17 protein-coding genes are annotated in these 23,326 nt (G+C 72.0%); 12 read left to right on the top strand and 5 right to left on the bottom strand.

Annotation, left to right across the window (positions count from 1 at the left end):
• Positions 1-15 precede the first annotated feature (15 nt).
• The gene (locus GUY60_RS13910) at positions 16-1,041 is read left to right on the top strand and encodes a DNA-3-methyladenine glycosylase family protein (RefSeq protein ID WP_376771224.1); all 1,026 of its coding nucleotides are present in this window, start codon (positions 16-18) and stop codon (positions 1,039-1,041) included.
• Between the two features lie 21 nt (positions 1,042-1,062).
• Here the strand turns inward: GUY60_RS13910 and GUY60_RS13905 are convergent, their stop codons facing one another.
• Genes GUY60_RS13905 through GUY60_RS13895 form a run of 3 tightly spaced genes read right to left on the bottom strand, consistent with a single transcriptional unit; the run spans position 1,063 to position 3,891 of the window.
• Positions 1,063-2,382: a coenzyme F420-0:L-glutamate ligase gene (locus GUY60_RS13905; protein WP_161697488.1), complete on the bottom strand. Its 1,320-nt coding sequence runs from the start codon at positions 2,380-2,382 to the stop codon at positions 1,063-1,065.
• Entirely contained in the window at positions 2,379-3,344 is a 966-nt protein-coding gene (gene cofD / locus GUY60_RS13900; RefSeq protein ID WP_161697486.1) for a 2-phospho-L-lactate transferase, read from the bottom strand. The genes GUY60_RS13905 and cofD overlap by 4 nt, the downstream gene beginning before the upstream one ends.
• A gap of 34 nt (positions 3,345-3,378) precedes the next feature.
• Positions 3,379-3,891, bottom strand: a complete 513-nt coding sequence (locus GUY60_RS13895; protein ID WP_161697484.1) for a cysteine dioxygenase — start codon at positions 3,889-3,891, stop codon at positions 3,379-3,381.
• Positions 3,892-4,595: 704 nt separating this feature from the next.
• Between GUY60_RS13895 and GUY60_RS13890 the strand changes: the two genes are divergently transcribed.
• The 3 genes from GUY60_RS13890 to GUY60_RS13880 all read left to right on the top strand — a co-directional run bounded on the left by GUY60_RS13890 (position 4,596) and on the right by GUY60_RS13880 (position 10,372).
• Positions 4,596-4,859 carry a WhiB family transcriptional regulator gene (locus GUY60_RS13890; RefSeq protein WP_014046372.1) on the top strand — a complete coding sequence of 88 codons (264 nt, stop codon included), beginning with the start codon at positions 4,596-4,598 and terminating at the stop codon, positions 4,857-4,859.
• 222 nt (positions 4,860-5,081) lie between these two features.
• Complete coding sequence (locus tag GUY60_RS13885) at positions 5,082-8,867, top strand: glycosyltransferase (protein ID WP_187370013.1); 3,786 nt, start codon at positions 5,082-5,084, stop codon at positions 8,865-8,867.
• Complete coding sequence (locus GUY60_RS13880; RefSeq protein ID WP_161697482.1) at positions 8,864-10,372, top strand: DUF5719 family protein; 1,509 nt, start codon at positions 8,864-8,866, stop codon at positions 10,370-10,372. The genes GUY60_RS13885 and GUY60_RS13880 overlap by 4 nt, the downstream gene beginning before the upstream one ends.
• An 86-nt stretch (positions 10,373-10,458) precedes the next feature.
• Here GUY60_RS13880 and GUY60_RS13875 read toward each other — a convergent pair whose 3' ends face one another.
• Entirely contained in the window at positions 10,459-10,917 is a 459-nt protein-coding gene (locus tag GUY60_RS13875) for a metallopeptidase family protein (RefSeq protein WP_161697492.1), read from the bottom strand.
• 369 nt (positions 10,918-11,286) lie between these two features.
• Here GUY60_RS13875 and GUY60_RS13870 point away from each other — a divergent pair, with 369 nt between their 5' ends.
• The 7 genes from GUY60_RS13870 (at position 11,287) to GUY60_RS13840 (ending at position 19,024) form a co-directional block, all read left to right on the top strand.
• Positions 11,287-11,661, top strand: coding sequence for a DUF3499 domain-containing protein (locus GUY60_RS13870; protein ID WP_187370012.1), 375 nt, complete (start codon positions 11,287-11,289; stop codon positions 11,659-11,661).
• 182 nt (positions 11,662-11,843) lie between these two features.
• The gene (locus GUY60_RS13865) at positions 11,844-13,460 is read left to right on the top strand and encodes an L-lactate permease (RefSeq protein ID WP_161697480.1); all 1,617 of its coding nucleotides are present in this window, start codon (positions 11,844-11,846) and stop codon (positions 13,458-13,460) included.
• A 147-nt stretch (positions 13,461-13,607) separates the two neighbouring features.
• Complete coding sequence (locus GUY60_RS13860) at positions 13,608-14,975, top strand: phosphomannomutase/phosphoglucomutase (protein ID WP_161697478.1); 1,368 nt, start codon at positions 13,608-13,610, stop codon at positions 14,973-14,975.
• A gap of 177 nt (positions 14,976-15,152) precedes the next feature.
• On the top strand, positions 15,153-15,323 hold the full coding sequence (locus GUY60_RS13855) for a Trm112 family protein (protein ID WP_161697476.1): 171 nt from the start codon (positions 15,153-15,155) through the stop codon (positions 15,321-15,323).
• A gap of 111 nt (positions 15,324-15,434) precedes the next feature.
• Entirely contained in the window at positions 15,435-16,565 is a 1,131-nt protein-coding gene (locus tag GUY60_RS13850; protein ID WP_161697474.1) for an SIS domain-containing protein, read from the top strand.
• 220 nt (positions 16,566-16,785) lie between these two features.
• Entirely contained in the window at positions 16,786-17,937 is a 1,152-nt protein-coding gene (gene manA / locus GUY60_RS13845; RefSeq protein ID WP_161697472.1) for a mannose-6-phosphate isomerase, class I, read from the top strand.
• Positions 17,938-18,046: 109 nt separating this feature from the next.
• The gene (locus tag GUY60_RS13840; RefSeq protein WP_161697470.1) at positions 18,047-19,024 is read left to right on the top strand and encodes a cation diffusion facilitator family transporter; all 978 of its coding nucleotides are present in this window, start codon (positions 18,047-18,049) and stop codon (positions 19,022-19,024) included.
• A gap of 154 nt (positions 19,025-19,178) precedes the next feature.
• Here the strand turns inward: GUY60_RS13840 and GUY60_RS13835 are convergent, their stop codons facing one another.
• Positions 19,179-21,407, bottom strand: a complete 2,229-nt coding sequence (locus GUY60_RS13835; protein WP_161697468.1) for a fructose-specific PTS transporter subunit EIIC — start codon at positions 21,405-21,407, stop codon at positions 19,179-19,181.
• A 352-nt stretch (positions 21,408-21,759) separates the two neighbouring features.
• Between GUY60_RS13835 and ahcY the strand changes: the two genes are divergently transcribed.
• Positions 21,760-23,217: an adenosylhomocysteinase gene (ahcY, locus tag GUY60_RS13830; protein WP_161697466.1), complete on the top strand. Its 1,458-nt coding sequence runs from the start codon at positions 21,760-21,762 to the stop codon at positions 23,215-23,217.
• The last annotated feature ends 109 nt before the right edge of the window (positions 23,218-23,326 follow it).

Here is a 23,326-nt window from a genome sequence, read left to right as displayed (position 1 = left end):
ACCCCGAGGACCCCCGTGGCTGGTCGCTTCGCCCCGAAGCCGGCGCACCCGGACCGCACCGCCGTGCGCGCCGCCGGCCCGCCCCGCGCGGCCACCGCGGCCACCGCGGCCACCGCCGTGCCGCGGCAGGCGACCGCCGAGTCCCGCCGCTGGACCCCGCCGGGCCCCGTCGACCTGGGCCTGGTCCTCGGTCCGCTGCGGCGCGGCCCTGGCGACCCCACGTTCCGTACCGCGTCCGACGGCTCGTTGTGGCGGGTCAGCCGTACGCCCGAGGGGCCCGGCACGCTCCGGGTCGCGCTGCGGTCCGGGACGGCCGAGGCGCAGGCGTGGGGGCCCGGCGCGGGCTGGCTGCTCGACCGGCTGCCGGCGCTGCTCGGTGACGCGGACGACCCGGCGGCCTTCGCGCCCCGGCACCGGCTCGTCGCCGCCACCCACCGCCGCCGCCCCGGCCTGCGCCTGGCCAGGACCGGGCTTGTCCTGGAGTCCCTGATCCCGTCGATCCTGGAGCAGAAGGTCACGACGGACGAGGCGTACCGCGCCTGGCGCCTGCTTGTCCGCGCGTACGGCGAACCGGCACCGGGCCCCGCCCCCGACCGTATGCACGCGATGCCCGACGCCCGCACCTGGCGCATGATCCCGTCCTGGGAGTGGCACCGCGCGGGCGTCGACAACAAACGCGCGTCGACGATCCTGCGCGCGGTACGAGTCGCGTCCCGGCTTGAGGAAGCCGCCACCATGGAGCCCCAACAGGCCCAGGAACGCCTGGAGTTGGTCCCCGGCATCGGCCCGTGGACCTCGGCGGAGACGGTCCAGCGCAGCAACGGCGCCCCGGACGCGGTCACGGTCGGCGACCTGCACCTGCCCGGCATCGTCGGGTACGCCCTGGCCGGTGAGCGGGACAGCGACGACGCGCGGATGCTCGAACTCCTGGAGCCCTACCGGGGCCAGCGCCACCGCGCCGCCCGCTACATCCTGCTGTCCGGCCGCACACCGTCGCGCCGCACCCCGAAGATGCCGCGCGTCGACATCGGCAAACTCTGACTCTCCCCGCGCGCCTCGGGCTCAGCGCACCTCGACGAAATCGTCCACCACGCGCGCGGGGCGCGTGCGTGGCTCCTCGGCGGCCCGCCCCACCGCGACGGCCCCCATCGGGTCCCAGCTGTCCGGCAGTTCGAGCACCTCGCGTACGACCTCACGGCAGAACATCGTCGACGAGATCCACGCCGAGCCGAGCCGCTCCCCGGCGAGCGCCACCAGGAAGTTCTGGATCCCGGCGCCCGTCGCGACCACGAACATCTCCCGCTCGGCGGCATCCCGGCGCGCGTCCCCGTAGGTGTGCGAGCCGTCCATCACCAGGCAGGGCACGACGAGATACGGCGCGTTCCGCAGCACATCCCCGCGGCGCACGCGCTTGGCGATGGACTCCTCGGACTTGCCGTCGGCGCGCAGGTCCGCGATCCACCGGTCGCGCATCGCGTCGAGCAGCCGCGTACGCGACCCGGCGCTCTCCAGGAGCACGAACCGCCAGGGCGTGGTGTGGTGCGGGGCGGGCGCGGTCACCGCGGCGGCCACCGCGCGGCGCACGGCCCCGGGGTCCACCGGCTCGTCCGTGAAGGCCCGTACGGTGCGCCGCTGCGTGACCGCTTCGCGCACCGCCTCCGAGGTGCCGAGGCGGAACATGTCGTCGGCGGCGACCCGCACCAACGCGCGCGCGCCCGTGTCGTCGCCCGCGCTGTCGTCCGCCGCGTCGCGCACGGCCTGGGGCAGTCCGCGGACCACGGCCACCGGCAGGTCGGCGGCCTTGCCCTTCACCAGGTCGCCGGCCGCCGCCAGTTCGTCGGCGGTGGCCACGACGGTGGCGCTCAGCGGGTTGCCGTGCGCGTCGGTGCCGCCGCGCAGATCGTCGAGGACGCGCACGCCCGCGGCGCCGATGGCCACGTCGGTGAGGCCGTTGCGCCAGGGGCGGCCGAAGGTGTCGGTGACGAGCACGCCGACGTCCACGCCGAGCGCGTCCCGCAGGCCGGTGCGGATCGCGCGTGCCGAGGCGTCCGGGTCCTCGGGCAGCAACAGGACGGTCCCGGCAGGGGTGTTGGAGGCGTCCACCCCGGCCGCCGCCATCACGAGCCCCTGCCGGTTCTCGACGATCCGCAGCGGGCCCCGGCGGGCCACCACGCGTACCGTCTCGGCGTCGATGGCGGCCTCGCGGTCTTCGGCGGCGAGTGTCCGCCCCTCCGCCTTGGAGACGATCTTCGAGGTGACAAGCACGACGTCACCGTCGACCAGGCCCGGCTCGGTGGCGGCGATCAGCTTGGCGACATCGTCACCGGCCCGCACCTCGGGCAGACCGGGCACGGCCCATACGCGGTACCCGGGCGTGCTCACGCGCGTACCTCCTCGGCGAGGGCGAGCGCCTCGCGCGCCATGGCGGCCGCGGCGGTGCCCTCCTCCGGGTCGGTCATGATCAACGGCACCGCGCGGCAGCGGATCCCGGCGCTCTCGACCCGCTCAACGGCGCCCGCGTCCACGGTGTCCACGAGCCAGCCGTCGAGCAGCCCCGAGCCGTAGTGCTCGGCGACCGCCGCGGCGCCGGCCTCCACGCCCACGGCCGCGAGCACCTTGTCGGCCATGCCGCGCACCGGGGCGTCCCCGACGATCGGGGAGAGCCCGACGACCGGCACCCCGGCCTCGGCGATGGCCTCCCTGATGCCCGGCACGGCGAGGATGGTGCCGATGCTGACCACGGGGTTGGACGGCGGGAACAGCACGACGTCGGCCGTGGCGATGGCCTCGAGGACGCCAGGCGCGGGCTTGGCCTGCTCGGCGCCGACCGGCACGACAGCCAACGCGTCCACCGACGCGCGCAGCCGCACCCAGTACTCCTGGAAGTGGATGGCCTTCTGCTCGCCGTCGACCTCCACCGCGACATGGGTCTCGACCCGGTCGTCGGTCATCGGGATCAGCCGCACCCCCGGCTGCCAGCGGTCGCAGAGCGCCTCGGTGACGGCGCTGAGCGGGTACCCGGCACCGAGCATCTGCGTCCGCACGATGTGCGTCGCGAAGTCCCGGTCGCCCAGGCCGAACCACTCGGGTCCGACGCCGTACGCCGCGAGTTCACTCTTGACCTGGAACGTCTCGTCCGTACGACCCCAGCCCTGCTCCTCGTTGATGCCACCGCCGAGGGTGTACATCACCGTGTCGAGGTCAGGGCAGACCTTCAGGCCGAACAGGTGGATGTCGTCACCGGTGTTACCGATGACGGTGATGTCGGCGTCAGGCGCGGCGGCCTTGAGACCGCGCAGAAAACGGGCACCACCGATGCCCCCGGCCAGAACCACAATGCGCATGGGGCCAAGCATGTCAGGTGGGTACGACAGCCGGTCAGGCGGTGACGGCATCCCGCACGGACTCGCCCTCGGCACCGGCGCACTGGGCGGCGTGCATCGGCATCTCGGTGAGGCCCGGGTAGTACACGTGCAGGCTGACGGCCGGTTCGAGCGCGTCGTTCACGACCTCGTGGACGTACCCGGGAGCGAAGACCCGCTGCGTACCGGCCTCCACCGCGCGCGTGCCGCTCTCGGTGCGCTCGGTCAACTCACCCTGGAGGACGGTCAGTACGCCGGAGGAGCCGCCGTGGTCGTGCATCCCGCTGCCCTGACCGGGCACCCAGCTGAGCAGCCACACCTCGTATCCGGGCCCGGTGCGCAGGCGGTGGTACCAGCGGCTGGTGGCGTCGTACTCCACCAGGTGCTCCCACTGGGAGCGGTCGGCCGCGATGGCGCGGGCGAGCCCGGCGAATTCGGCGACGGTGGTGGGGTGTTCACGGGCCGGCTGCAGGAGGTGGGTCACCTCGAGGATGTCGCCGGCGATCTGCAGGTCGCTGTCGCTGTTCATCGGTGCGGAGGTTCCTCAGCGGGAGAGGTGCGGGGATGTCACTGTCGAAGACAGCCGCTCGGTTCGCGAGCGGGGAGCGGCCCGGGTGCGGGCGCGAGGGGTGCGGGCCCCGACAGGGGCTCGGCGGTGCGGTACAAGCTGGAGCGCGATGGGCTCAACAGCTGTGACAGCAACAGCGACAGCTCTCCTGGGCAGCACTGTGGGACCCACCGGTGTGGGTCCGAGTAAGCGCCAAGTTCGCGAGCATGCCCAACAGGAGACCGGTTCACACGTTGGATGTCAACCTGATGTCCGGATTGCGGGATATCGTTCACCGTATCCGGTTGTTCTTTATGCCGAAAGGTTTGTGCAGGCGTCATATCGGACAGGTGGCGCTGCATCCGACCATGTAAACGTCGTTGCCGTCCCGTGATCTGTTCGTGATCCGGTTCGCTTCGGTGTGCGTCGCGGCAACGGGGTCAACCTCCGATGCGTCCTTTCGGGTGTCGTCAGGACGTACGGAGGGGGCGCTGCGATGTGTCCATGTTTATGGCGATTTGAACACTTTCGGCAAAGCCTTGGTTCCGCAGAGTGAATAAGGGACCCAATAGCAGATCTCGGCTTGACTGGCCCGGATCGGCACACTTGTAATTTCACTCGTGTCGTTCGGCCGAAATCGGTAACGGCAGCATCACGGGGACTGCACAGACAGACGAGGGGCGCACATGACCGAGCTGTTCCAGCAACTGCTGGTCGAGGACGCGGACGAAGAACTCGGCTGGCAGGAGCGCGCGCTGTGCGCCCAGACCGATCCCGAGTCCTTCTTCCCGGAGAAGGGCGGCTCCACCCGCGAGGCGAAGAAGGTGTGCCTCGCCTGCGAGGTGAGGTCCGAATGTCTCGAATACGCGCTGGCCAATGACGAACGATTCGGCATCTGGGGCGGCTTGTCCGAGCGAGAACGGCGGCGACTCAAGAAGGCCGCCATCTGATCGCTTCCTGAGCGCTCGGTGATCGTTTCCGGCCGACGCTCGACCGGTGCCGACCAATCGGCACACACCCCGACGTAACGAACGGTCCGCCGCCTGTGGGTTGTCCACAGGCGGCGGACCGCGTTGTTTCGCAGCCGTTAGTGTGGCCCCGTCCGAGACGCCCCCGAGCCTCAGCCCGGCACAGCGTCCACCGCAGTCCATCGAACCGGGGCCCGTACCTCGATGTCCGTGCACAGCCAATCGGCAGGCCAGTACGACGCTTCCGCGGCAGCGTCCCCCCAGGCCCAGACGCCAGAGTTCCCCCGGCACGTCGTCACCGCGGTGCTCGTCTCCCACGACGGTGCCCGCTGGCTGCCCGACGCCCTGAACGGCCTGCTCGGCCAGGAACGCCCGGTGCAGAACGTGATCGCGGCGGACACCGGCAGCGCCGACGACTCCGCCAGGATCGTCACGGACGCGCTCGGCGCCGAGCGCGTCCTGCACCTCGCCCGGCGCTCCGGCTTCGGTACGGCCGTCGACGAGGCGGCCCGCACCGCCGGCGTCCTCACCCCCGACGACCTGCCCTATCTGAAGCGGCCCAGCGGCTGGGACCCGGTCACCCGCACCTGGCGCGACGACGCGTACGACATGCCGGAACTCCCGTACGGAGAACCGGTCCAGTGGCTCTGGCTGCTGCACGACGACTGCGCGCCCGAGCCGGACGCGCTCGCCGAGCTGCTGCGCGTCGTCGAGCGCGAGCACGAGATCAACCGCGAAGTCGCCGTCGTCGGCCCCAAGTTGCGCGGCTGGTACGACCGCAGGCAGCTCCTCGAAGTCGGCGTCTCCATCGCCCACTCCGGCCGCCGCTGGACCGACCTGGACCGCCGCGAGCAGGACCAGGGCCAGCACGACCAGGTGCGCCCCGTCCTGTCGGTGTCCACCGCGGGCATGCTGATCCGGCGCGATGTCTTCGAGGAACTGGGCGGCTTCGACCGGCGCCTGCCCCTCATGCGGGACGACGTCGACCTGTGCTGGCGCGCCCAGGCCGCCGGGCATCGCGTACTGATCGCCCCCGACGCGATCATGCGGCACGCCGAGGCCTCCGCGCGCGAGCGCCGCACCGTGGACTGCGTGGGCCGCACCTCCACGAGCCCGCACCGCGTCGACAAGGCCGGCGCGGTCTACACACTGCTCGTCAACACCCCCGGGGCGCTGCTCCCTTGGGTGCTGCTCCGCCTCGTGCTCGGCACGCTGCTGCGCACCCTCGCCTATCTCGTCGGCAAGGTGCCGGGACAGGCGCTCGACGAAGTCGCCGGTCTCTTCGGCACGTTGCTGCGCCCCGGCCGCATCCTCGGGGCCCGCAAGCGCCGCGGCAAGCCCAAGGTCGAGGCCGCCGAACTGCGACCGCTGTTCCCGTCGCCCGGCGCCACGGTGCGCCTGACCGTCGAGCAGGTCGCCTCCAACCTCGTCGGCCGGTCCGACCCGGAGACCTCCTCCGGGGGCCGGCACGGTGCCGTGGAGAGCGGACCCGGTGGGGACGACGCCGAGTTCCTGCAGATCGAGCAGTTCGCCCGCCTCAAGCGCATCGCCCGCAAGCCGGGTCCCATGCTCTTCGCGGTGCTGCTGCTCGTCTCCCTGATCGCCTGCCGCGCGCTGCTCGGCGGCGGTGCCCTCGCGGGTGGCGCCATGCTGCCCGCCCCGTCCGACGCGTCCGACCTCTGGGCGCGGTACGTGGACGGCTGGCACCCCGTCGGCACCGGAGGCACCCAGTCCGCGCCGCCGTACCTCGCGTTCGTCGCCGCCCTGGCGTCGGTGCTGTTCGGCTCCACCGGACTCGCCGTCACCGTGCTCCTGGTCGCCTCCGTACCGCTGGCCGGTGCCGCCGCCTACTTCGCCTCCCGGCCGCTCGTCGAGTCGCGCCTGCTGCGCGCCTGGGCGGCCGTCGCGTACGCCTTCCTGCCCGCCGCCACGGGCGCGCTCGCGGGCGGGCACCTCGGCACCGCCGTCCTCGCCATGCTCCTGCCGCTCATCGCGCGCGCGGGCGTCGCCGCGAGCGGGCTGCTGCTCAAGTCGCCGGGCGCACGCGGCAGTTGGCGCGCCACCTGGGCGTACGCACTGCTGCTCAGCTTCGCCACGGCCTTCACGCCGATCGTGTGGCCCATCGCCCTCGTCCTCGGCCTCGCGCTCCTGGTGCTGCGCCGGAGCGACCTCACCGCGTACGGACTGCGGTTCCTCGCCGCGCTCGGGGTGCCGCTGCTCATCCTGGCGCCCTGGTCGCTCTCGCTGCTCCCGTTCGGCTTCTTCCGCGAGGCCGGGCTCGAGTACGGCGCCGGTGCCGCCTCCGGCCTCGACCTGCTCGGCATCAGCCCCGGCGGGCCGGGCGCGGGCGGCGGGCTGCTGCTGATCGGCTTCGTCCTCGCGGCCCTCGCCGCGCTGCTGCGTGCCGAGCGCGGCCTCGCCGTCCACACCGCCTGGGCCGTCGCCCTCACCGGCTTCGTGTTCGCTGCCCTGTCCAACGGCTCCACCTGGGCGGGCCCCGCCACGCTCGTGTACGGCATCGCGCTGCTCACCGCCGCCACCGTCGGCGCCGAGGGGGCACGCACGCGTGTCGCCGAGCAGAGCTTCGGCTGGCGCCAGCCCGTCGCCGCGCTGATCGCCGCCGCCGCCGTGATCGGCCCGCTGCTCGCCGCCGCGGGCTGGATGATCCGTGGCGCCGACGGCCCGCTGGAGCGCCGCGACCCGGCGCAGGTGCCCGCGTTCGTCGCCGAGGAGTCCAGCACCGAGGACCAGCCCCGCACCCTCGTCCTCGGCAGCGAGTCCGAGGCCGAGGTCGGGTACACGCTGGTGCGCGGCGCGGGTGCCCGCCTCGGCGACGCCGAACTCGCCGCCGCCGACGAGGGCAACGACCGGCTCGACAAGACCGTGGCCCACCTCGTCGCCGGCTCCGGTGCCGACCAGGCCGACGAACTCGGCGCGTTCGCCGTGCGGTACGTCCTCGTGCGGGACGGCGCGCCCCGCCGGATGAGCCGCGTCCTGGACGCCACCCCGGGCCTGACCCGGCTCAGCCAGCAGGACGGCAGCTCCCTGTGGCGGGTCGACCGCCAGGTGTCCCGCGCCGCCATGGTGTCCGGGACGGGCGAGCCGCAACCGGTCGCCGCCGGCCCCGTGGAGATCCACACCGACATTCCCGCGGGCCCCGAAGGCCGCACCCTGCGCCTCGCCGACACGGCCTCCGACGGCTGGACGGCCACCCTGGGCGGCGCCGAACTGACCAGGAAGACCGTCGACGGCTGGGCGCAGGGCTTCGAACTGCCCCCGTCCGGCGGCCGGTTGGACGTCACCTACGACAGCCCCGGCACCCACGTCGGCTGGCTCTGGGCCCAGGGCGCGCTCGCCGTCGTCCTCGTGGTCCTCGCCCTGCCGGGCCGCACCCGCACCATCGACGACGACCTGCCGGACGAGCCCGCGGCCGTACCGGCGCAGCCCGTGGAGGGCGAGGGCAGGCGGGCCCGCAGGCTGCGCGCCGCGCAGGAGGCCGAGGCCGCGGCCGAGGACCGGTCCGCCCCGGCGCCCGACCCGCAGACCGCACCGGCGGCCCCGGCGGAGCAGTTCGGCACGATCCCCCCGCAGCAGTCCTACGACCAGCGGTCCCACGACCAGCAGGACCAGTGGGGCGACAGCAGCGCGTACGCGGGCGTGGAGCAGGGCGCGTACGGCACGGAGAACCCGTACCAGGCCGCGCAGTACCCGACGGGCGGCCACGAGCAGCAGTACGTACCGGACGCCTACCCCGCCGGGAACGGCACGCAGGCCGACGCCTACGGGGCGCCCGCGCCGTACGGCTATGACGCGCAGGCGCCCGTGGACTACGGATACGGGGCGCAGCAGTCCGGCGCGGTGCCCCCGCCGCCGCCCATGCCGCCGTCCGCCCCGCCGCAGCCGCCGACGTACGAACAGCCCTACGGCAACCAGGACTTCGGCCCCGACTTCAGGCCCGACAGCGAGCGCCCCGACGGGAGCCAGCAGTGAACCGCACCACCCTGTCCCTGATCGGCGCGGGCGGCGCGCTCGCGGTCGTCACCGGCTTCGCCGCGCTCACCGCGCCCGACGGCAGCGCGGACGACGGCGCGGCCCAGGCGGCGGCCCAGCGCCCGGTCGAGCGCAGCAGCGTGCTGTGCCCGGCGCCGAGCGCGTCGGAGCTCGCGGACACCTCGTACGTGTCGTTCACGCCCAAGTCCTCGCAGGGCGCGGGCAAGGGCGCGGCCGAACTCGTGGGCGCGGCCGACGAATCGGCGGACGACGGCAAGCAGGACAAGGACGACAAGAAGGCGAAGGAGCGGGCGGACAAGCCCGTCCTGACCGCCAAGGGCACCGGCAAGCCGCTGACCCAGGAGGCCTCCGGCTCGGACGCGCCCGCGCTCGTCGGTTCGGCCGACGGCGCCCTCGCCCCCGGCTGGACGGTTCAGCAGACCACCACGATCACCGCGGGTGGCGGCCGCGGTGTGCACGGGCTCGCCTGCGGAACTCCGGACACCGACTTCTGGTTCCCCGGCGCGAGCACCGCGAAGGAGCGCAGCGACTACGTCCACGTGACCAACCCCGACGAGACCGCGGCCGTCGTCGACATCGAGCTGTACGGCCCGCAGGGCGCCATCAAGTCGGAGGTGGGCGAGGACATCACGGTGCCCCCGCACGCCACCGTCCGGGTGCTGCTCTCCACGCTGACGGACGAGCCGCAGACGAACGTGACCGCGCACGTCACCGCCCGTACGGGCCGGGTGGGCGCCGCCGTTCAGGCCGCGGACGAGAAGCTCGGCGGCGACTGGCTGCCCGCTTCGGCCGACCCAGCAGGCAGCGTGGTCCTGCCCGGCATCCCCAAGGACGCCACGTCCGTGCGCCTGGTGGCCTTCGCGCCGGGCGAGGATGACGCCGACCTGAAGGTGTCCCTTGCGGGTCCGAACGGCTCGATCACGCCCGCGGGCAACGAGACGCTGCACGTCAAGAGCGGCATGACGGCCGCGGTCGACCTCGGCGACGTCACCAAGGGCGAGGCGGGCTCGCTCGTGCTCACGCCCACCGAGGACGCCATGCCCGTCGTCGCGGCGCTGCGCGTCACGCGTGGCAAGGGCGCCCGGCAGGAGATGGCGTTCATCCCGGCGACCGCGCCGGTCGGCGACCGCGCGACGGCCGCCGACAACCGCGCCAAGGGCTCGTCGCTCTCCCTTGTGGCCCCCGGCAAGACCGCCAAGGTCCGCGTCACGGCCTCGGCGGGCGCCGAGGGCGGTGCGGCGAAGAGTCAGACGTACACGGTCAAGGGCGGCACCACGCTCGCCGTGGAGCCTCCGGTCCCGGCCGGCCTGAAGGGCCCGTACGCGCTGACGGTGGAGCAGCTCTCCGGTACGGTGCACGCCGCGCGGACGCTTGAGCTGCCGGAGGACGGCGTTCCGATGTTCACGGTGCAGACGCTGCCGGACGACCGGGGCACGGTCGCGGTGCCGGAGGCCGAGCAGGACCTGTCGGTGCTGCAGAAGTAGCTACGCGCGCGGCGGTGGCCGCCGTGCACAGCGAAGGGGCCGTCCCTCCAGGTGGAGGCGGCCCCTTCGGCGTGCTCCGGCGCTGGTCAGTCCTCGCCGTACCGGGGGTCGACCGACTCGGGGGAGAGGCCGAGCAGCTCGGCGACCTGCTCCACGACGACCTCGTGCACCAGCGCGGCGCGCTCGTCGCGGCTCTTGGTGCGGATCTCGACCGGGCGGCGGTAGATGACGATCCGCGCGCGCTGGTCGTCGCGCGCGGGGGAGATCCCTCCCAGGGGTACGACCTCGTCCGCCAGCGGCTCGTCGGCGCTGCCCGTGCCGTCCATGAACGGCACGTCGAGGATCAGGAAATCGACGTCGGCCAGCTGCTGCCAGCGCCGCTCGAGCCGCTCCACGGAGTCCTGCACGAGGTCCGCGAAGACCTGGCCCCGGCTCGCGGACAGCGGCACCTGGGGCGGCGCCACAGGGCCGCGCATGCCTCGGCCGTGGCGGTCGCGGCGGCGGGGCCTGGGCTCGGTGGCGCGGGGCGGTACGGGCTTGTCCATCACTGGTGAAGCGTAGTCCTCCGGACTGACAACCGGCCGTCCACGCGCGCGTGCGGCCCCGGCACAGGCCCGGTACGGCGGGAGGCGGTGCGCCCGGACGGCACAGGAGATGTCGCTCGATGACCATTCCGGCCAACCTTGGGCTCGATTGCGTAACCCACCGAGACCACCGGACTCATGGCAAATGACGGCATTTGGACGGAGTCATGGCTGGATCCAACACCCGTGATTCCCGCGCCCCTTGGGGTCGTCGCAGGTCAGAAAGGCATCTCTGGAAGGTGCTGTGCGAGGGGTCACACCGCGACACGGGGGAGTGACCTCAGGGAGAGTCGTCGCGGCCCGCTCAAGAGTGCGGTACCGTCCAACGTCGTGAGCCCTGTACGTCGCTGTTCGCGCACCGCTTGCGGCCGTCCCGCCGTCGCGACGCTGACGTACGTCTACGCCGACTCGACCGCGGTCCTCGGCCCCCTCGCCACCTACGCCGAACCCCACTGCTACGACCTGTGCGCCGAGCACTCCGAGCGCCTCACCGCGCCGCGTGGCTGGGAGGTCGTCAGGCTCACCGACGGCTCCGGCCCCTCGCGGCCGAGCGGGGACGACCTGGAGGCGCTCGCCAACGCCGTACGCGAGGCCGCACGGCCGCAGGAACGCGCGGCGGGAGCCGGTGGCGGTGCCCGCGCGGCGGACCCCATGGAGGTCGCACGCCGCGGCCACCTGCGGGTGCTGCGCTCGCCCGACAACTGACGCGGCCCGGTGTTTTAAAAGCCCTCTGGTGCTTGATGTTCCGTCTTCAACAATCGTTGCTGTACGGAGCATTGACTTCGCCTTGTCGCGGACACGACGATTCCGCCACCCGTGAGTGATCGCTTTCCGCATGCCGGAAATGACGGGAAGCGACGGAGCCTCATGGGGCCCAGGAGGCCCGTGTGTTCGTACAGGAACTGGAACCCGTCGCCGACTCCCTAGGTCTGTCCGCGCTGATCGCCGCGCTACCCCTGGTCACCGTTCTCGTCCTGCTCGGCGCCGTCCGCATGAAGGCCCACCGGGCGGGCCTCATCGGCCTCGCCGTCGCGGTGCTCGTCGCGTGGCTCGCGTACGGAATGCCGCTCGGGCAGACCCTGTCGAGCGGCGCGCAGGGCGTGCTCTTCGGGATCTTCCCGATCATGTGGATCGTCGTCAACGCCCTGTGGGTGTACCGGATGACGGTCCGCACCCAGCACTTCGACATCCTGCGCCGCTCCTTCGGGCGGCTCTCCGACGACCCGCGCATCCAGGCGCTCGTCATCGCCTTCTGCTTCGGCGCGCTCCTGGAAGCGCTCGCGGGCTTCGGTGCGCCGGTCGCGATCTGCGCGGTGATGCTGGTGGCGCTCGGCTTCGACCCGGTGCGCGCGGCCGTCGTCGCGCTGGTCGCCAACACCGCGCCCGTCGCCTTCGGCGCCATGGGCACGCCGGTCGTGACGCTCGCTCAAGTGACGGGCCTGCCGCTGGACTCGGTGGCCGCCGTCGTCGGCCGCCAGACCCCACTGCTCGCCCTCGTCGTACCGCTCGTCCTGGTCGGTCTGGTCGACGGCAAGCGCGGGCTGCGCGAGACCTGGCTGCCCGCGGTGGTGTGCGGACTCGCCTTCGCCGCCGCGCAGTTCGTGGCCTCCAACTACGTCTCCGCGCAACTGGCCGACATCGGCGCCGCCCTGGCCGGTGCCGCCGCGCTCGTGGCCCTCCCCGGCTCCCGCAAGCCCGCCGCCGAGTCCGTGCGCACCGCGGTGCTCACCGGCGTACGCAGCGAGGACCTGGACACCGAGGACCCGCGCCCCGAAGTGCTGCGCGCCTACGCCCCGTACGCCCTCATCGTGGTGATCTTCTCGCTCGCCCAGATCCCCGCGGTCAAGGACTTCCTCGCCGAGGCCACGCAGGTCTTCGACTGGCCGTTCCTGAACGTCACCGACGCCGACGGCAATCCGGTGGGTGCGAACGCGTTCACGCTGCCGCTCGTCTCGACCGGCGGCACGCTCGTCCTCCTTGCGGGCCTCCTCACGGCCGGCGTCATCGGGGTCCACGCGCGCGTGGCGGTACGTGAGTGGGCGGCCACGGTGCACGAGCTGCGGTTCGCGATCCTCACCGTGACCTCGGTGCTCGCCCTGGCGTACGTCATGAACCTCTCCGGACAGGCCGCCGTCATCGGGCACTTCGTGGCCGCGGCGGGCGCGGGGCTCGCCTTCCTGTCGCCGGTGCTCGGCTGGTTCGGCGTCGCCGTCTCCGGCTCCGACACCTCGGCCAACGCGCTGTTCGGCGCCCTCCAGGTGACGGCGGCACGGCAGTCGGGCCTCTCACCCGAACTCCTCGCCGCCGCCAACAGCTCCGGCGGCGTGCTCGGCAAGATGATCTCGCCGCAGAACCTCACCATCGCGTGCGCGGCCGTCGGACTCGCGGGCAAGGAGGGCGACTTGCTCCGCAAGGTGCTGCCCTGGAGTCTCGGCCTGCTCCTGGTGATGTGCCTCATCGTGGTCGCGCAGAGCACCTTCCTGCTGGGCTGGATGCTGCCCTGAACCAGGCGTTCCGGCCCACCTGTTGCGGTACGCGCGTACGGGCCCGGAGGGAGCGGCGGGAGCTGCCGTCGCCCCTCCGGGCCCGCTCCGTGCGGGACTGTCGGCGGCGCCGGGTACGTTGGGGGACCGCACTGAAATCCAGGAGGGTTGGCCGTGGCTGATCTGTCGCAGATCGTGAAGGCGTACGACATCCGCGGGGTCGTCCCCGACCAGTGGGACGAGTCCTTGGCGGAGCTGTTCGGGGCGGCCTTCGCGCAGGTCACCGACGCCGACGCGATCGTGGTCGGGCACGACATGCGCCCCTCGTCGCCGGGCCTCTCGCGGGCGTTCGGCCGGGGTGCGGCGGCCCTCGGTGTGGCCGTCACGGAGATCGGCCTGTGCTCCACGGACCAGCTGTACTACGCCTCGGGTGCGCTGAACCTGCCGGGTGCGATGTTCACGGCGTCGCACAATCCGGCGCAGTACAACGGCATCAAGATGTGCCGCGCGGGTGCCGCCCCGGTCGGCCAGGACACCGGCCTCGGCGAGATCCGGCAGCTGGTCGAGCAGTGGGCCGAGAGCGGCGCCCCCGCCCCGGCCGCCACGGCGGGCGAGACCACCCGGCGCGACACCCTGAGCGACTACGCGGAGCATCTGCGCGGCCTGGTGGACCTCACCGGGATCCGCCCCCTGAAGGTCGTCGTCGACGCGGGCAACGGCATGGGCGGCCACACGGTGCCCACCGTCTTCGAGGGCCTGCCGCTCGAACTGGTGCCGATGTACTTCGAGCTGGACGGCACCTTCCCCAACCACGAGGCGAACCCGCTGGACCCGGCCAACATCGTGGACCTGCAGAAGCGGGTGCGCGCCGAGGGGGCCGATCTGGGCCTCGCCTTCGACGGGGACGCGGACCGTTGCTTTGTGGTGGACGAGCGCGGCGAGGGCGTCTCCCCGTCGGCGATCACCGCTCTGGTGGCGGCCCGCGAGCTGGCCAGGAACGGCGGCAAGGGCACGGTGATCCACAACCTGATCACGTCGTGGTCGGTGCCCGAGGTCGTCAAGGAGCACGGAGGCGATCCCGTGCGTACGCGCGTGGGGCACTCCTTCATCAAGGAGGAGATGGCGAAGACCGGCGCGATCTTCGGCGGCGAGCACTCGGCGCACTACTACTTCCGCGACTTCTGGAACGCGGACACGGGCATGCTCGCCGCGCTGCACGTCCTCGCCGCGCTCGGCGGTCAGGACGGCCCCCTTTCGGCGCTGGTCGCGGAGTACGACCGGTACGCGGGCTCGGGCGAGATCAACTCCACTGTCGGCGACCAGGCGGGCCGGGCCGCGGCGGTCAAGGCGGCCTACGCGGGTCGCGACGGCCTCGCCCTGGACGAGCTCGACGGCCTGACGGTGGCCGCCGAAGACTGGTGGTTCAACCTCCGCGCCTCCAACACCGAACCGCTGCTCCGGCTGAACGTGGAGGCGCGCGACGCCGACACGATGGGCCGCGTACGCGACGAGGTCCTGGCCATCGTCAGAGGCTGACCCGCCCGCGACCGCCACCCGCGACCGCCGTCCGCGCGGAGCATGGTCCCGGAGCCCCGCCATGGCCCCGGCGACCCGGCGCCACGCCCCGTGCGGCGGTAGGCTGACCAGGCCGCATTCCGTAGTTTCCGACCGTCGGTTTCCACCGCCGGTCAACCATCCGAAGGGAACCGTTCCATGCCGCTCGAAGCCGGCCTCCTGGAGATCCTGGCCTGCCCGGCCTGTCACGCCCCGCTCAAGGAGGCGGACACCGAGCTGCTCTGCACCGGAGAGGGCTGCGGCCTTGCCTACCCGGTCAAGGACGGCATCCCGGTGCTCCTCGTGGACGAAGCCCGCCGCCCGGCCTGAGGCGGCGGCCGCCACCCCAGGGCGGCCGTCCACCGCGCGACACCAGCCGCACGCACCAACGACGACGTACGCGGACGCCGCACCCGGCACCGGCGATCGGAGGCCCACCCCGTGCTCGACGAATCGCTGCTCGACGACCCGGAAGCACTTGCCCGAGCCGACCGCCGCGGTCTGTTGCGCGGATGCGCGGAAGCGGGCGCCAGGGTGCGTACCGCGCTGCGGCACGCCGCCGAGGCGGGCCTCACCGAGCTCCAGCCGGACGGCCGCCCCCGAGCCGTCCTCGTAGCCGGGCCCGGAACGGTGGCCGCAAGCGTGGCCGACCTGCTCGAATCGCTGGCCGGCAGCGCCTGCCCGGTGCTCCGGCTGCACCCCACCGGCGTCGCCGCCGCGGCGGGCGCCCTGCGCTGGGACCTGCCCGGCTGGGCCGGCCCGGTCGACCTGCTGCTCCTCACCACCCCCGACGGCACCGAGCCTGGGCTCGAACTCCTCGCCGACCAGGCCTACCGACGCGGCCTGAACGTCGTCTCCGTCGCCCCCGCACGCACCCCGCTGACCGAAGCCGTCGGCGGCCGGCACGGCCTCGCCTTCCCCATGGCGACCCCGCTCCACGAGGAGTACGAGGAGCTGGCACTCGTCGGCTCCGACGTCCTGTGGGCGCTGCTCACCCCGCTCCTCGCACTCCTCGACCGCGTCGGGCTCCTCGAGGCGAAACCGGACGCCCTGCAGCAGGTCGCCGACCGGCTCGACGCCACCGCCGAGCGCTGCGGCCCCGCCGCCGCGACGTACAGCAACCCGGCCAAGACGCTCGCCGCCGAGCTGGACGAGGAACTTCCGCTGATCTGGACCGAGGGCCCCACCACCGGCTCCGTCGGTCGCCGCCTCGCCGCAGCCCTGGCCGAGCTCGCCGGTCACGCGTCGCTCGCCGCCGAACTGCCCGAGGCGCTGCCCGCCCACGGGGCCCTGCTCATCGGGAACTTGGCGGCCGGAGCGGACCCCGACGACTTCTTCCGCGACCGCGTGGAGGAGCCCCAGGCGCTACGCGCGCGTGCCGTGCTGTTGCGCGACCGGCCCACGGGCGCCCTGAGCGCCGCGCCCGCCGCCCGTGAACTCGCCCTCGGCCACGACATCGCCATCAGCGAGCTGGAACCCGAGGACGGCACCGAACTGGAAATGCTCGCCGAGCTGATCGCCGTCACGGATTTCGCCGCCGTTTACCTGGCGCTCGCTTCGGGCGCCCGATGATGACCAACGCCGACCGACAGCACCACCCGGCCGAGCAGGACACCGCCCATGACGACGTGGACAGCGCCGCTGCCCACGACAGACAGTGCCCCTGTCCAGGAGACAGATAGCGCCGCTATCCAAGCCGGATGGCACGCCTGTCCCTGTCGGACAGGGACTGTCGGTCGGACGGCCCGGTGTCCTGACCGACCCGCGTGGCCCCGTATGAAAGAAGTCCCGCATGGACCGCCTCTCCAACACCATCCGCCCGTACGCCTGGGGCTCGACCACGGCGATCCCCGAGCTCCTCGGCGTCGAGCCGACCGGTGAACCGCAGGCCGAGATGTGGATGGGCGCCCACCCCGGCGCGCCCTCGCGCCTCGCGCGTGGACCGTTGAACGAGGTGATCGCGGCCGACCCCGAGGGCGAGCTCGGCGCGGCGGCGGTCGCGAAGTTCGGGCCGCGACTGCCCTTCCTGCTCAAGCTCCTCGCCGCCGGCGCCCCGCTCTCGCTCCAGGTGCACCCCGACCTCACGCAGGCGCGGCAGGGATACGAGGACGAGGAGCGCCGCGGCGTCCCGATCGACGCCGGGCACCGCAACTACAAGGACGCCAACCACAAGCCCGAACTGATCTGTGCGCTCACGCCGTTCGACGGCCTCTGCGGCTTCCGCGACCCCGACGACACGGCCCGCCTCCTCGAAGGCCTCGACGTAAACTCCCTGAAGCCGTACGTCGATCTGCTGCACGCGCACCCCGAAGAGGCCGCGCTGCGCGAGGTCCTCACCGCGGTGCTGAGCGCCGACCGCGACGAGATGGCCGCCACGGTCACCGAAGCCGCGGCCGCCGCCGAGCGCATCGGCGGCCACTACGAGCCGTACGCGCTGATCGCCCGCGACTACCCCGGCGACCCCGGCGTGATCGCCGCCATGCTGCTCAACTACGTCCAACTCCAGCCCGGTGAGGCCCTGTTCCTCGGCGCCGGCGTGCCGCACGCGTACCTCAACGGCCTGGGCGTCGAGATCATGGCCAATTCCGACAACGTGCTCCGCTGCGGCCTCACCCCCAAGCACGTCGACGTGCCCGAACTCCTGCGCATCGTCCGCTTCCAGGCCACCGACCCGGGCGTGCTGCGCCCCGAGTCCGACCCGAACGGCGAAGAGGTCTACGAGACGCCGATCGACGAGTTCCGCCTCTCCCGCTTCGCCCTCGCCGAGGGTTCGGCGCCGCGCGACCTCACCGCTCGTACGCCGCAGATCCTGCTCTGCACGGCCGGCACGGTGCGCACCGGGGAGCTGGAACTCGCCCCGGGGGAGTCCGTTTTCGCCTCTGCGGGGGAGAAGACGGAGATCTCCGGAAACGGCACCCTGTTCCGCGCGACCGTGGTGGCCTGAGACGCCGAGGTTCGGCCGTGCTGCAACAATGGCCCACCGCACGGCATGGGCACGGCGAGTTTTGGGACGTACGAGACGTACGTGACGTACGAAGGGACAACGGGCACTCATGAGCGCGTCAGGCGGGACCAAGGCGATCGTGGCGGCACTTGCCGCCAACCTAGCGATCGCGGTAGCGAAGTTCGTGGCGTTCCTCTTCAGTGGCTCGTCGTCGATGCTCGCGGAGAGCGTGCACTCGCTCGCCGACTCCGGCAACCAGGGCCTGCTCCTGGTCGGCGGCAAGAAGGCCAAGCGCGAGGCGACCCCGCAACACCCGTTCGGCTACGGGCGCGAGCGCTACATCTACGCCTTCCTAGTCTCGATCGTGCTGTTCTCGGTCGGTGGCATGTTCGCCATCTACGAGGGCTACGAGAAGATCAAGCACCCGCACGCCATCGAGGCCTGGTACTGGCCGGTGGGCGTCCTGGTCTTCGCGATCATCGCCGAGTCCTTCTCGTTCCGTACGGCGATCAAGGAGTCGAACGCCATCCGCGGCAAGCAGTCGTGGAAGGAGTTCATCCGCCGGGCCAAGGCTCCCGAGCTGCCCGTCGTGCTCCTGGAGGACCTGGGCGCGCTGGTCGGTCTGGTCCTGGCCCTCGTCGGCGTCAGCCTGGCCCTCGCCACCGGCAACGGCGTCTGGGACGGCATCGGCACCCTCTGCATCGGCGTGCTGCTCATCCTGATCGCCATCGTCCTCGCGGCCGAGACCAAGTCGCTGCTGCTCGGCGAGTCCGCGGGCATCGACGAGGTGGCGAAGATCGAGAAGGCGCTGGTCGACGGCGACACCGTCACCCGCGTCATCCACATGCGTACGCTCCACCTCGGCCCGGAGGAGCTGCTCGTCGCCGCGAAGGTGGCCGTCGAGCACGACGACACCGCGACGGAGGTGGCCAACGCGATCAACGCCGCCGAGGAGCGCATCCGCGCCGCCGTCCCGATCGCCCGCGTCATCTACCTCGAGCCGGACATCTACAGCGAGTCCGCGGCCGCCGCGGGCGTGAACCCGGCCAAGTCGCCGGGCGGCGACGGCCCCGGCGCGGAGCACTGACCGCAGCCGCTGTTCGGCACGCAACGCAGGGGAAGGGCCCCGCACCTGTTCGGGTGCGGGGCCCTTCCCCTGCGCTCTATCGCGCTCTATAGAGGCGGTTATCGAAAACCGGCCCTATAGAGCCTGATTCCGTTGCCGGCCCCGACTCAGGGCCTCACTGAATCTCGCGCAGTACGTCGACGACCTCAGCCTTGTCCGGAGCCGCCATCAGCCGCTCGCGGAAACCGGGGTCCATGAGCTTGCGGGAGAGCAGCGCCAGGATCCGCAGATGCTCGTCACCCGCGGCCGCCTCGGGCACCGAGATCATGAAGATCAACTTGGCCTTGGTGCCGTCGAGCGCGCCCCACTCGATGCCCTCGCGCGAGCGCGCGAAGCCGACGACGGGCGAGGTCACCGCGTCGGTCTTGGCATGCGGAATCGCGATCTCCTCACCGAGGCCCGTGGTGCCCTGCGCCTCGCGCCGGAGCGCGGTCTGCACCAGCTCCTCGGTGTCGGCGACCTTGCCGGTCGTGGCCAGCATGGCGGCCAGCTCCCGGATCGCGGCCTCCTTGTCGTCCGAGTCCAACTGGAGCTTGACCGTCCGGTCGTCGAGGTAGCCGGAGAGCACCTCGCCCTCGGAGCCCGCGCCGCCCTCGGAGCCCTCGCCGCCGGGCACGGCATCCGTGACGCTGCCCGCGCCCCCGCCGCCCACGGTCTTCGCCGGAGCCTCTCCGAACCCCGCGGCCCCGGCGCCGGTCGCCGTCGGCGGCTCCAGGGTCTGCACGGGGGACGAGCCACCGCCACGCGCGAGCTCACCGGCGCCCGTGCCCGGACCGCCGACCACCGCGCTGCCACCGGCCACCACGCTGCCGCCGACCGCCGCACCGGCGCCGGTGCCGACGCCCACCAGCGCCGGCTCCAGGCCGCCGCTCGCCGTCGCCCCACGCCGCTTGCGTTCGCTGATGTCGACGAGCGTGACCGTCGTGAGCGCGGTCACGACCGAACCGATCGCCACCGCCACGAAGAACATCGCCACACCGCCCACGGCACCGAGCACGGCGACGATCGGCCCACCGTGCGGAACCGCGTCCTCGACCCCGGCCTGACCGGCGATCGCACCCGCCACGGCACCGCCGAGCATGTTGGCGGGGATGACCTGCGCCGGCCGCGCGGCCGCGAACGGAATCGCACCCTCCGAGATCCCGAAGAACCCCATGAACAGCGCCGCCAGTCCCGTCTCGCGCTCCTGCTCGGTGTAGTGCTTCTTCCGGATCAGCGTCGCCAGCCCCTGGCCGAGCGGCATGACCGGAATGGCAGCCGCGCACATGCCCATGACGGTCTGGTTGCCGGACGCGATGAGCCCCGCGCCGAACAGGAACGCCGTCTTGTTGACCGGTCCGCCCATGTCGAAGGCGATCATCAGGCCGAGGATCGCGCCGAGCAGGATCGCGCTGGTGCCCGTCATGCCGCTGAGCCAGCTGGTCAGATGCTCGAAGATCCACGCGATCGGTTTGCCGATGACGTAGATGAAGAACAGGCCGAGCGCCGTTGTCGACACGATCGGGATAACGATGATCGGCATGATCGGCTGGGCGAACTTCGGCACCTTGATCTTCTTGATCCACAGCACCAGATAGCCGGCCAGGAAGCCCGTGACGATCGCCCCGATGAAGCCGGCGCCCGCCTCGGAGTCGTACAGCTCACCGGTGTTCGCGATCCAGCCACCGATCATGCCCGGCACAAGCGCGGGCCGGTCGCCGATCGCGTACGCGATATAGCCGGACAGGATCGGCACCATCAGCGTGAAGCCGATGACGCCGATGTCGTTGACGTGCTTCCAGAACGAATCGTCCGGGATGACCAGGCCGCCCTGGGGGTCGGTGTGACCGCCGAGCGACAGCGAGATCGCGATCAGCAGACCACCGACCACGACGAACGGGATCATGTACGAGACGCCGTTCATCAGCGCCTTGTACGCGAGGCTGCGCTCCTTGCCGCCCCCGCCACCGGCGCCTATCGCACCGCCCGGAGGCGCGGAACCGCCCCCTCCGTGCACGGGCGCGCCCTGCACCCGCTCGATCAGCTCCTCAGGGTGCCGGATGCCCTCGGCCACCCCCACGCTCAGGATCTTCTTGCCGGCGAAGCGCTCGAGGTCGACCTCCTTGTCGGCAGCGATGATCACGCCGTCCGCGTCTCTGACATCGTTGTCGGACAGTGCGTTCTCAACCCCGATGGAGCCTTGCGTCTCCACCTTCATGTCGATGCCGAGGCCCTCGGCGGCCTGCTGCAGCTTCTCGGCCGCCATGTACGTATGGGCGATGCCGGTCGGGCAGGCGGTCACCGCGACCAACTTTCTCGGCCCCACCTGGCCCGCGCCCGTCTGCGGGTCACTCGGACTGGTCACGTGGATCTCCTTACGCCTTCTTCTACAAGGTCGCGCATATGTTCCCGATCTCAAGGCATCCTGCAACAGGTACGCCCATATTCAAAAGAGCAAAAGTCCTGATTGTTGCGGTCTGTGCCGGTGCCGTTCAGCGCTGGCGCGGCTGAACGCGGACTGGGGCTCACTGGGCCGATCGGTGTAGATTCGTCACTCAGCCAGACGTCGCTGCTGATGGCGGTCGGGCGGTCCTCGAAGGGACCGTCCGAGGGAGAGAGGGCCTCGGACGACTGCGCTGCGGGTGCCGGGCGTACCTTGCCCGTCGCCGCAGAACAGCCATGCCCAAACCTCGACCGATTACGAGGAGCAGCTCGCCATGACGACTGTCGCCAACCGACAGGACTTCAAGGTCGCCGACCTCTCCCTCGCGGAGTTCGGCCGCAAGGAGATCACCCTCGCCGAGCACGAGATGCCCGGCCTGATGTCCATCCGCAAGGAGTACGCGGCCACGCAGCCGCTGGCCGGGGCCCGCATCACCGGCTCCCTGCACATGACCGTGCAGACCGCGGTCCTGATCGAGACCCTCGCCGCCCTGGGCGCCGAGGTCCGCTGGGCCTCCTGCAACATCTTCTCCACCCAGGACCACGCCGCCGCCGCCATCGCGGTCGGTCCGAACGGCACCCCGGACGCCCCCGCCGGCATCCCGGTCTTCGCCTGGAAGGGCGAGACCCTCGAGGAGTACTGGTGGTGCACGGAGCAGGCACTGACCTGGGCCGACACCCCCACCGGCGGCCCGAACATGATCCTGGACGACGGTGGCGACGCCACCCTCCTCGTCCACAAGGGTGTCGAGTACGAGAAGGACGGCAAGGTGCCCGCCGTCGACACGGCGGAGTCCGACGAGCACCGCGTCATCCTCCAGCTCCTGCACCGCACCCTCGGTGAGGCCCCGCAGAAGTGGACCAAGCTCTCCTCGGAGATCCGCGGCGTGACCGAGGAGACCACGACCGGCGTCCACCGCCTGTACGAGATGCACCGCGACGGCAACCTGCTGTTCCCGGCGATCAACGTCAACGACGCGGTGACCAAGTCGAAGTTCGACAACAAGTACGGCTGCCGCCACTCCCTGATCGACGGCATCAACCGCGCCACGGACGTGCTCATCGGCGGCAAGACCGCCGTCGTCTGCGGTTACGGCGATGTCGGCAAGGGCTGCGCCGAGTCGCTCCGCGGCCAGGGCGCGCGCGTGATCGTCACCGAGGTCGACCCGATCTGCGCGCTCCAGGCGGCGATGGACGGCTACCAGGTCACGACGCTGCAGGACGTCGTCGAGACCGCCGACATCTTCGTCACGACCACGGGCAACAAGGACATCATCATGGCCGCGGACATGGCCAAGATGAAGCACCAGGCCATCGTGGGCAACATCGGCCACTTCGACAACGAGATCGACATGGCCGGCCTGGCGGCCATCCCCGGCGTCGTCAAGGACGAGGTCAAGCCGCAGGTCCACACCTGGACCTTCGCCGACGGCAAGGTCATCATCGTCCTCTCCGAGGGCCGTCTGCTGAACCTGGGCAACGCCACCGGCCACCCGTCGTTCGTCATGTCCAACTCGTTCGCGGACCAGACCCTGGCCCAGATCGAGCTGTTCACGAAGCCGGAGGAGTACCCGACCGACGTCTACGTGCTCCCCAAGCACCTGGACGAGAAGGTCGCCCGCCTCCACCTCGACGCCCTGGGTGTGAAGCTCACCGAGCTGCGCCCGGAGCAGGCCGAGTACATCGGCGTGCAGGTCGACGGTCCGTACAAGCCGGACCACTACCGCTACTGATCCGACCGCGGAGCCCCGACAGTCACTTCCGTCGGACACCGCCGGCCGTAGCCTGAAGCAGGCCCTCGCCCTTCGGGGCGGGGGCCTGCCCGCTTGACGGCCCCTCGGC

Source organism: Streptomyces boluensis, from assembly GCF_009908195.1.
GTDB classification, from domain to species: Bacteria; Actinomycetota; Actinomycetes; order Streptomycetales; family Streptomycetaceae; genus Streptomyces; species Streptomyces boluensis.
Note: the sequence above shows the minus strand (reverse complement) of the source record. Positions and strands in the feature narration are given on the sequence as shown.